6 protein-coding genes are annotated in these 7,273 nt (G+C 68.1%); 3 read left to right on the forward strand and 3 right to left on the reverse strand.

Features of this window, described 5'->3' with window-relative positions; genetic code table 11:
- Positions 1–35 precede the first annotated feature (35 nt).
- Together F8279_RS12505 and F8279_RS12510 are read left to right on the forward strand one after the other, a co-directional pair.
- Complete coding sequence (locus F8279_RS12505; protein ID WP_225853250.1) at positions 36–1,262, forward strand: sensor histidine kinase; 1,227 nt, start codon at positions 36–38, stop codon at positions 1,260–1,262.
- Positions 1,255–1,959: a response regulator transcription factor gene (locus F8279_RS12510; RefSeq protein ID WP_151500001.1), complete on the forward strand. Its 705-nt coding sequence runs from the start codon at positions 1,255–1,257 to the stop codon at positions 1,957–1,959. The genes F8279_RS12505 and F8279_RS12510 overlap by 8 nt, the downstream gene beginning before the upstream one ends.
- Positions 1,960–2,111: 152 nt before the next feature.
- Here F8279_RS12510 and F8279_RS12515 read toward each other — a convergent pair whose 3' ends face one another.
- Positions 2,112–2,675: an NYN domain-containing protein gene (locus F8279_RS12515; protein ID WP_151500002.1), complete on the reverse strand. Its 564-nt coding sequence runs from the start codon at positions 2,673–2,675 to the stop codon at positions 2,112–2,114.
- A 425-nt stretch (positions 2,676–3,100) separates the two neighbouring features.
- On the opposite strand from F8279_RS12515, the gene F8279_RS12520 reads away from it, so the two are divergent.
- Positions 3,101–4,426 carry a polysaccharide pyruvyl transferase family protein gene (locus F8279_RS12520; RefSeq protein WP_091424918.1) on the forward strand — a complete coding sequence of 442 codons (1,326 nt, stop codon included), beginning with the start codon at positions 3,101–3,103 and terminating at the stop codon, positions 4,424–4,426.
- 78 nt (positions 4,427–4,504) lie between these two features.
- Here the strand turns inward: F8279_RS12520 and F8279_RS12525 are convergent, their stop codons facing one another.
- Together F8279_RS12525 and F8279_RS12530 are read right to left on the reverse strand one after the other, a co-directional pair.
- Positions 4,505–5,485, reverse strand: a complete 981-nt coding sequence (locus F8279_RS12525; RefSeq protein WP_151500003.1) for a zinc-binding dehydrogenase — start codon at positions 5,483–5,485, stop codon at positions 4,505–4,507.
- A 450-nt stretch (positions 5,486–5,935) separates the two neighbouring features.
- The gene (locus F8279_RS12530; protein ID WP_225853248.1) at positions 5,936–6,439 is read right to left on the reverse strand and encodes a hypothetical protein; all 504 of its coding nucleotides are present in this window, start codon (positions 6,437–6,439) and stop codon (positions 5,936–5,938) included.
- Between the last annotated feature and the right edge of the window lie 834 nt (positions 6,440–7,273).

A 7,273-nucleotide genomic window follows, 5' to 3' on the forward strand; every position in this document is an offset into this window, starting at 1 on the left:
CGCCTTCGTCGATACGTTTCGCTAACGTGATCCACATGCGACTGGGCCGGAGCGATCTGCCATGGCCCGATCTGCTGGACATCGCTCTGGCCGTCGGGTCGTTCGGACTGTTCACTCTCCCGGTCCTGCTCCGCGGTTCCGGACATGGGCCGACGGCGGCGATCCTGGTCCTCGGCACCGCCGCGGCCGTGCCGCTGGCGGCGCGCCGGGCCGTCCCGGTACCGGTACTCGTGACGGTGTCGCTGGTCCTCGCCGTGGCAGCGCTGGCCGATGTCGGCTTCACGGTGTTCCACAGCAACGCGGGCCCAGCCTTGGGGATCGCGGTGCTGACCGTGGCCGATCGGCTTCCGCGCGAGGTGTCGCTGCGGGCCAGCGTGGCGGCGGTCGGGCTGGTCACCATGGCGGAATTGACCGCGATGCAGTTGCACCCGGCCACCGGGCAGAACGCGATCCAACTGGTTCTCGCCATTCCAGCCTGGTTGGTGGGGTACGCGTTCGGTACCCGTCGACAGGCGGAGCGTCGGCTGCGCGCGGAGACGGCGGAGCGAGCCCGGGAGGCGGAGCGCCGGGTCCGCGCCGAGGAACGGGTCCGGGTGTCGGCGGACGTCCACGACATCGTGTCGCACACGCTGAGCATGATCGCAGTCCGATCGGGCGTGGCACGGGTGGTGCTCGAACAGCGGCCGGAGGAGGCGCTGGCCGCGCTGTCGGCGATTGAGACGGCCAGCCGCAGCGCTTTGGACGAGTTACGAGCGGTGTTGCACTCGTTGCGGGACGCTTCGGGGGATCCGTTGGGCACGGCGGGTGCGCTGACGGCCGGCCCGGCCGTCGAACGACCGACACTCGCACACATCCGGTCGCTCGTCGACAATCTCCGCGATGACGGCTACCCGATCACGCTCACACTGTCCGAGACGGCCGGCGCACCACCACCGGTCGAGGAGTCGGCCTACCGGGTCGTGCAGGAGGCGCTGACGAATGTGGTCCGCCACGCCGGCCGGGTGACAACATCCGTCGACGTCACCAGCGGCCCGGACGGAATCAGCATCTCGGTGCTCAACGCCGCCCCCGTCGCCGGCCCGTCCGGGGCCGGGCCGGGCAGCGGACACGGCCTGGCCGGGATGCGGGACCGTGTCGCGTTGTACGAGGGCACCGTCACGGCCGACCCATGTCCGGACGGTGGTTACGCAGTGCGCGTTCAGTTCCCACTTCGATGGACGACGGCACACGCTGACCGCAGCGAGGGGAAGCGCCATGGCTGAACCGGCGGTCGGCGCTGACGGCACTACCGAGCCGATCCGTGTCCTGGTCGTGGACGACGAGGCGCTGGTACGAGCCGGATTCCGGGTGCTTTTGGAAACCTCACCGGGGCTCACGGTGGTCGGCGAGGCATCGGACGGTGCCGCGGCGGTCCGGCAGAGCCGTGCACTTCGCCCGGACGTCCTGCTCATGGACATCCGCATGCCGGTCATGGACGGCCTCGAAGCCACCCGGCACATCGCCGACGACGACAGCATCGACGCCCGTGTACTGATAGTCACGACCTTCGGCGAGGACGAGCACGTCTTCGCCGCGCTGCGTGCCGGAGCAAGCGGTTTCGTACTCAAGGACACCCCTCCGGAAGACCTGCTCAGCGCCATCCGCATCATCGCCGGTGGTGAGGCGCTGTTGACCCCACGGCTGACCACCCGACTGGTCGCGGAGTTCGTGCGAAGCACGTCCGGCCACGCCTTGGCAACCGCACCGGGGGCGCTCGACGAACTGACCGAGCGCGAACGGGAAGTGCTGGTTCAGGTTGCGGCCGGCCGGTCGAACGCGGAGATCGCCGAACACTTCACCGTCAGCCTCAACACGGTCAAGACCCACGTGAGCCGACTGCTGCTCAAATTGTCGGCCCGTGATCGAGCCCAGCTCGTCGTGTGCGCCTACGAGGCCGGTTTAGTGGTGCCGGGAAGGTGAGAGAATGCCGTCGTAATGTGGCCGACCGGCACCGTCACTTGAACGGACTTCAGTTACCGGCGTTGACTGTCCGGCCGATAGTGGTCACTTCAGCTGACGCGGTCGGTACGACGACTACAGCTCTCGCGGCCGGTCCGTGGACGCTGCCCTGCTTACAAGAAGCGCTCAGGGTCGAAGTTTTCGAGGTCGATGATGCGAACCCGAGGAAGGATGTTGGTGAAGCAGCCCGCATCCTCCTCGATGTCGAATACATGCAGGCCCGGCAGATCGGCGAAGCCGGCGTTGAGAAACTCCTTGAACCCGACGACCGCGACCTGATGATCACTTCGTAGGAGCTCGTCGACCTGCGGCAGGAAGTCGCCGTCGTGGCTGGCGAGCATCACATTGCCCGGGCGCCGGGCGATGGCCTCCAACGTCCGCTGGATGCCGATGTCCACTACCTTCTGATCCGATGATCCAGCGAGCGGAATAGGCCGGTATTCCATGCTCAGGAGGGCCCGGACGAAGGGCATCGGCAGACCGCCGCCCGAGGCGTTGAGGAAGAACAGCGCCTTCACTGGCTGCTGCCACGTGTCCCGCGCGAAGTCCCGCAGACGCTCCCACCGGGGTCGCTCCGCAGGGGCCGGCCGGCGTTCCAGAACACTGTTGCCGAGAGTGGCATCGATGTTCTCCCCGTCCACGATGAGGTACGTGACGGGGTCGGTCGTGCCGGACATAGGCGTGCCTCTCGAGTCGAGCAGTGCACGGACCGGTCGAGCCCGAGCGTGTGACGTGTCGGAGGAAGCTGCGCTCACGGTCAGGGGCATCGCCTGCCAGCCCTGCCGGCACAGAGTATCCGATTCTCATCTGCCGCTCCGGGCGGGCCGGTGTTCATTACCGCTGGTGACGCACGGTGTCATCTGACTATCTGGTCCATATCGATTCCGAACTGCGAGTCTTCCTGTGCTGCTGCCCGACCACGGCCAGGTCCGCGTACTCCGCCCACCTTCGGGCCGACGGGACGGCCGGTCAGTGGGATCCGGACCGGCGTGGAGACGGTAGGATTTCGGCTCCTGCACGGAACGGGGTCGTGCTCGGCCGATCGCGCCGCTTCGGCCTCGCCGGGCGCCGTGGCGTCCGGGACGAAGGGTGGACACCCCGGATGCACCAGCGGATCCTGCTGCGAGCCCGCAAGGGCCCGTTCGACGTCGTCACCGCCGAGGAGACCTACGAACGGGACTGGATCGGCAAGAACAGCGGTAACCTGGTCTTCAGCCACGCCGCGCACAAGCTTCTGGCCACCTCGGCGGCGGAGATCACCCCATCGCGGTTCCGGGCGGACCCGCGCGATGCCGACGAGATCAACGAGAAGTACGACGTCTTTGTGATCCCGCTGGCCAACGCCTTTCGCCACGACTACGCGAACCGGCTGATGTCGATGACCCGGCTGATCGAGCGGCTCAAGATCCCGGTGGTGGTGCTGGGGGTCGGAGCGCAGACCGACGTGGACGGCGACCTGGAGTACCTGCGCCCGATCGACGAGCCGGTGAAGGCGTTCTGCCGGGCGGTGCTGGACCGATCGCACAGCATCGGCGTACGCGGCGAGATCAGCGAGACCTACCTGCGTACGCTGGGTTTCTCCGCCGTCGAGCAGATCGGCTGCCCGTCGATGTTCCTGCACGGCGACAGCTTCCGGGTCGAGAAGGCGAAGGCGACCCTGGGCACCGAGGATCGGCTCGCGTTCGTCATCTCGCCATACGTCCGCGCGTTGGCCCCGATCGTCCGCCACCACCACGAGCGCTACCCGAACCTGCGCTACCTGGCGCAGGGCCTGTACACCCTCGGCACCCTGCTCTACGGCGACGCACCGAATTTGCGCGGCAAGACCGACGACATGCCGATCCACACCTCACACCCGCTCTTCGTCGAGGACAAGGTGCGGATGTTCGTGGACCCGTGGCCGTGGATGGAGTATCTCTCCGGCTTCGACTTCGCCTTCGGCACCCGGATCCACGGCACCATCACGGCGCTGGTCTCCGGCACTCCCGGGTATCTCCTCGCACACGACTCGCGCACCCTGGAACTGGCCCGCTACTTCGACATCCCGCACCGGTTGATGCGCGACGCACCGGCCGACGTCGATGCCGCCCAACTCTACGAGGAGGCCGACTACACGGCCCTGAACGAGGGCCACAAGGAGCGTTTCGCGCGGATCACCGCGTTCCTCGCCAAGCACGACCTCGGCCTTTCGTTCGCCGACGGGGACAGCGCCGCCCGCTTCGACATGCAGGTCCGCCAAACCGCCTACCCGGAGGCGGTCCGGCCGGCCTCCGCCTACACCACCGACGAACTGCTGGCGCGCATGCAGTGGCTGCGCGACGAGAACCGGACGCTGCAGCAGAAACTCAAGGCACACCGCGCGCAGCCACTGCGCGAGCAGGTCAAGCAGGCGGTGGGCGGCCGGGTCCGCCGGATGCTGTCGCGCTGACCGTCGTACGCCTGTTCGGCAGCGGGGAGCCGGCGTCGGCGCCGCGACGGTGCCCGGCCCGGTGCCGACGACGACAAGTCAGCTGGCCGTTCGGCCGCCGACCAACAACAGTGACTTGCCCACCGTTGTGCGGGCGGCAAGTGCACGGTGGGCATCAGCGGCCTGCTCCAACGCGTAGGCGGCGCCGATCGCCGGCCGCAGCCGTCCCTCCGCAGCACGTTCCAGTGCACGGCCCAGCAGCTCGCGCACGGTTTCCTGGTTCGGGGGACCGTCCAGTAGCGGAGCGAGCACCCGTATACCGCGGCGCGCGGCCGACTCTGGGTCCGGTGCGGCGAACCCGTCGGCGGTGCCGTAGGTGACGAACCGGCCGCCGTCGGCCACCGCGCCCAAGGTGGCCGTGCCGAGCGGGCCACCCGCCCCGTCGTAGACCAACGCCGCACCGCCACCGGTCGCCTGCCGCACCCGGCGGATCCAGTCCGATCGCGTGTAATCGACGGCAGCCTCCGCGCCCAGCTCGCGGGCCAGTGCCAGTTTGACGTCGCTGGATGCGGCGGCGACCACCCGGGCGCCGGCATCGACGGCCAACTGCACCAGCAGCGAGCCGGCTCCACCGGCAGCCGCTGAGACCAGCACCCATTCTCCCTTCTCCGGCCTGCCCAGCCGGTCCAGGCTGAGCGCGGTCACGCCGTCGTGCACCAGCGCGGCCGCCACCTCGATGGCCAGTCCGTCGGGCACCGGCATGGTCTCCTCGACGTCCGCGACGATCCGTTCGGCGTAACCGGTGCTGGTCCGTACGACCACACGGCGACCGATCCATGCCCGGTTCACCCCTTCGCCGGTCTCCACCACCGTGCCCGCTCCTCCGCCACCCGGCACGTACGGCAACGTCCGCGGGAAGAAGTCCTGGCCCCAGCCGCTGCGCAGCAGGGTGTCGAGGAGAATGACGTCTACCGCAGCCATACCGACGACGACCTGGCCGGGTCCGGGTACCGGGTCGGGCAGTTCCGCGGGACGCAGCACCTCCGGGCCACCGAACACGGCCACCTGGATTGCGCGCATGTGTAGCACCCCTTGCATGAGACGGCGTCCCGGCCAGTGTTCAAGCTGAAGCTTGGTTGAGGTCAAGGACGTGCTGAGGGCAGCGCGCCTTTGCTCGTTGCGGTGCCATCCGCTTCCTCCGCTACGACTGGCGTGCTGGCGTTCATCACCGCTGGTTACGCACGGTAATGTATGACTGCCTCTCCTGCCCCCGCTTCCAGCGCCGTGCCGGCCGGCCGACCAACGCGTTTCTGCGAGCCGCAGTTCCGCCTTTCTCGGCCGCTACCGTTGGCGTCCACGGCGCTGCGGCCTACGCGGTGATGTGCTGCCGCGGCAACGAGACGCTGGTGCAAGCCGAGATGGTCCCGGCGGCACCGGCGAAATGCAGCACGAGTCGTTGAGGGGTCAAGATCGGATGCACGGATCTGCCGCGAGTTCCTTGCCGTGGCCTGCCGCTGCCGGACCTCGGCATTACCGTGAGTATTCGGCATGCAGTTCGGCGTACGGCCGGCGTCGGTCGGGGTGGCGGCGCGTTCTGCCCATGCCGATCTCGGCGCAGCAGTGCGTGCCGGGGACGCGAGCGCGATGGGCGGGGCACTCCTCGGCCAAGGCGCGGACCTGGTCGGCTTCCAACTCGAACGCTTCGCGGCTGCCGGTGAGCACCAACGTGTCGGCGGCGATGTCCCACCGCAGATGATCGCGGAACTCTTGATGCCGGACTCGCCGGTGATCATCGATCGACCGCGCCGGCCACGCCTGACCGGGTAGGACGACGGTGTGTGGCCGACCGGTCCCCAACCGGGAACGGACCTGCTTCCACCGCGACGGCGGGAACGCGAGGCGGTGATGCAGCAACACCAGGTCGAGCGGGCGCCCCCAACTGTGATGGTGGGGAAGTGCCGCGCGACGTAGGGGAAGATAGATGATCGTGTGCGGCGACCGGGCAGCCAGCCCCCACGCCAGAGCGAACAGCATCGCTGTTTCCGCGTCGAGGCAGAACTGGGCTCCAAGAGGGCCCTCGTACAGACCGGCGAACCCCGGCGGCCTTGCCGGCCGCATGACCCGGTACCGATGGCGGCCGAGGTGAACGGTACTGACCATCACCGGCCATTCGTGTCCGCCCAACCGTCGACCCACTCCAGCAACACCCTTCGACTCTCGTCGTATCGCAGTACGGTGAGCATTGTCGGCGGAGCCGGCACGACACGGCGACAGAGTTACCTGACGGCGGGGAGCCCGACTCAAGACCGAGCACGCTCTCATGTCGCTTCGCCACCCTCAAGGCCGAACTGGTCCACACCCGGGCATGGCCATCCCGTCACGAACTGGAGATGGAGGTCTTCTCCTGTGTCGAAGGCTTTTACAACCCTCGCGACGGCACAGCCGTCTGGGAACGTCAGCCTCGACACCTACGAGAAGATCCACCGAAAGTCCTGACAGGCATCGATGTGTCCGCCGAGGCGCCGCTCAGGACGGCGCGGCCGCCGAGCAGGTCAGCCCGAGACGCGCCGCGGCGACCGGAGTCAGGCCGCTGTCCGGGCGCGGACGAGAGAGCCGCCGGTGGCTCCTTCCGGCAGAGTCACGTCACCTGCTCCGAAACTTTCGGCACTCGTCCGGTCGAAAATCCACCCTGCCGTCCGGCGCTCCTGCTGGCAGCGAGGTCATTGACGGATGGCGGGGCAGTTAGTAGCCTCAGCGCACAAAATCATGGCATGTAAATATCTCGATAAGTTTCGGAGGCGACAAGCTCACCGTCGGCGGGACAACGACTGACCGGTCGGTGAGGCCACTCGCCGGATTCTGCCTGCG

The sequence above is a fragment of the Micromonospora sp. AMSO1212t genome (assembly GCF_008868145.1).
Classification (GTDB): domain Bacteria; phylum Actinomycetota; class Actinomycetes; order Mycobacteriales; family Micromonosporaceae; genus Micromonospora; species Micromonospora tulbaghiae.